Genomic DNA, 2259 nt, shown 5'->3' with positions numbered 1-2259 from the left:
AACTTCGTGTCCGGCTTCCAGTAAACGTGCTGCGTAGTAGGCGCCAATGCCACCTGCGCCAATCATCAGAAAACGCATCATAGTTCCTTCATATTTTTGTTCTGTGCCGATTATTTATTGTCTGAGACTAAAGTTCCAGCTTTTGAGTAGATCAATACTGTTATTTGGACTCTGTTATGATGGCTCTCGGCAATTCAACGAGGTGGGTGATGGACGAGCAATATACGTGGGATGCAGTGATGATTCCTGGCGGTGGTGTGTCGGCGGATGGGCAGTTGCCCGCGTGGACATTGCGTCGCCTTGAGGCTGCCCTGAAGTCAGAACCTGCTCGTTACTATATCTGCCTGAGTGCCGGTACATTTCATAAGCCGTTGCCATGTGATGATGAAGGTTTTCCGATCTATGAATCGGTTGTTGCAGCACAGTATCTGCAGGCTGCCGGTATCGCTGAAGAACGTTTGTTATTTGAAACAAGCTCGTACGATACGCTCGGCAACGCCTATTTTGCACGCACCCTTCATACCGAGCCGCTTGAACTAACGCGACTCAAGGTGATTACGTCGAACTTTCATATGCCCCGCACTCAGGCGATTTTTGAGTTTATGTTCAGTGATAGATTCTCTACATTGCCGTACCGGCTGGCCTTCGAATCAGTTTCGGATGCAGGTTTAGATGAAGCGGTGATCGCTGAGCGTTGTCAGCGGGAAGCAGAAAGTCTGGCGCGGTTTCAGGCCCGCAGTAGTGATGTTCACCATGCTGGTCACTTGCACCAGTGGCTATTTTCAGACCACGATGCATACAATCTGAAAGGTCAGCGCGAGCAGCTGAGTCAAGCGCTGCTCGCGTCTTACTAGAGATCAGTATTCAGGATCAGTTCTCGCTATCGATCTCTCGCATGCCTTCGGGCGGATAACGTTCACCTTTGATCAGGTTGGGGTGTAGCACGGTTTCAATCTGATCGATCTCGGTAGATGTGAGAGTGATTTCGCTGGCGGCCGCATTTTCGGCCAGATGTTTCAGATCGGTTGTGCCCGGAATAGGGATTAAGTCATCTTCCTTATTCAGCAGCCACGCCAGCGTCAGTTGCGCCGGGCTGTGCCCCAGCTCTGTCGCTAACGTGCAAAACTGATCCACAAGAGAGAGGTTGTGGTCGAAGGTGTTATCTGCGAAACGTGGCATATTGCGTCGCAGATCGCCCTCTGAAAACCCTTGTGTACTACGAATTTTACCGGTCAGCATGCCGCGTCCTACCGGGCTGAATGGCACAAAACTGATGCCGAGTTCTCGACAGGTATCCAGGACATCACGTTCAGCACCCCGGCTCCAGAGCGAGTATTCGGATTGTACGGCGGCCACCGGATGAATGGCATGAGCACGACGAATCGTGTCAGATGAGACTTCCGAGAGGCCAATATTGCGTATTTTTCCCTGCTGCTTCAGATCGGCCAGCGCATGCATGCTCTCTTCGATCTCTGTATCCGGATCTTTGCGATGCAGGTAGTAGAGGTCGATGACATCCGTTTGCAGGCGCTGTAGGCTTTCGTCACACATGCGATGCAGATTCTGGCGGCTGCCGTCGATGATCCGTTTTCCACTGCTGTCGCCGTATAGCGCACATTTTGAAGCCAGTGTGATGGATTGACGGTGTGGCTTCAAGATGCGTCCCAGCAGTGTTTCATTGGCGCCAAAGCCATAGACTGCGGCAGTGTCAAAGAAGTCGTATCCCAGGTCGAGGCTCTTAAGCAGCACCTTTTCCGCTTGAGCAGGATCGCACTGACCGTATCCATGGGACAGGCTCATACAACCCAGCCCGATCGCTGAGACAGACAAAGAGCCTAAACGGCGCTTATGCATAGTACTTCCTTCGTGAGGTTACATCCGATCTTAGCTTTCCAGCCAGACGTCCTTGGCCCAGTGCCAGATAGAGCTCCACTCTTCAGTAGCTTCGCCTTGGTCCAATGACCAGAGTAGCACTTCGCCATCCTGTGAAATGACATAGTATGTGCCATCAGACACGCAGATCGGAATGAATTCACGAGGTACGCCGTCAGCCCAAACGTTGGCTGCGACCTCGGGTAGAAAGGTGTGTGACTGTGGGTCGGCCACTGTCACCGGCTCAAGCGTACCGTAGATGATATCGCCGGTTTTGAGCATAAATTCCCGCATCTCGACCGGAATCGGGATGAGGATCTCCTCTTCAACCTCGATAAGTTGGTCTTCAGTCGGCAGCTCCAGAGGTACAACAACCTGAGCGCTGTT

Annotated in this window: 4 protein-coding genes; 1 reads left to right on the top strand and 3 read right to left on the bottom strand. The window is 52.1% G+C overall.

Features of this window, described 5'->3' with window-relative positions; translation table 11 throughout:
- Positions 1–66: 2-dehydropantoate 2-reductase N-terminal domain-containing protein (locus ABYW01_RS19850; RefSeq protein ID WP_372836138.1), on the bottom strand; the 66-nt coding region annotated here is incomplete at its 3' end.
- Between the two features lie 143 nt (positions 67–209).
- Between ABYW01_RS19850 and ABYW01_RS19845 the strand changes: the two genes are divergently transcribed.
- Positions 210–854 carry a YdcF family protein gene (locus ABYW01_RS19845; RefSeq protein ID WP_372836136.1) on the top strand — a complete coding sequence of 215 codons (645 nt, stop codon included), beginning with the start codon at positions 210–212 and terminating at the stop codon, positions 852–854.
- A 16-nt stretch (positions 855–870) separates the two neighbouring features.
- Here the strand turns inward: ABYW01_RS19845 and ABYW01_RS19840 are convergent, their stop codons facing one another.
- The gene (locus tag ABYW01_RS19840) at positions 871–1854 is read right to left on the bottom strand and encodes an aldo/keto reductase (protein WP_372836134.1); all 984 of its coding nucleotides are present in this window, start codon (positions 1852–1854) and stop codon (positions 871–873) included.
- Between the two features lie 30 nt (positions 1855–1884).
- Positions 1885–2259 (bottom strand): SMI1/KNR4 family protein (locus ABYW01_RS19835; protein WP_372836132.1); only part of this gene is annotated, 375 nt, incomplete at its 5' end.

It is taken from the genome of Pontibacterium sp. (assembly GCF_041587635.1).
Classification (GTDB): Bacteria; Pseudomonadota; Gammaproteobacteria; order Pseudomonadales; family Balneatricaceae; genus Pontibacterium.
The sequence above is the reverse complement of the archived record's forward strand: the minus strand, read 5'-3'. Positions and strand labels throughout refer to the sequence as shown.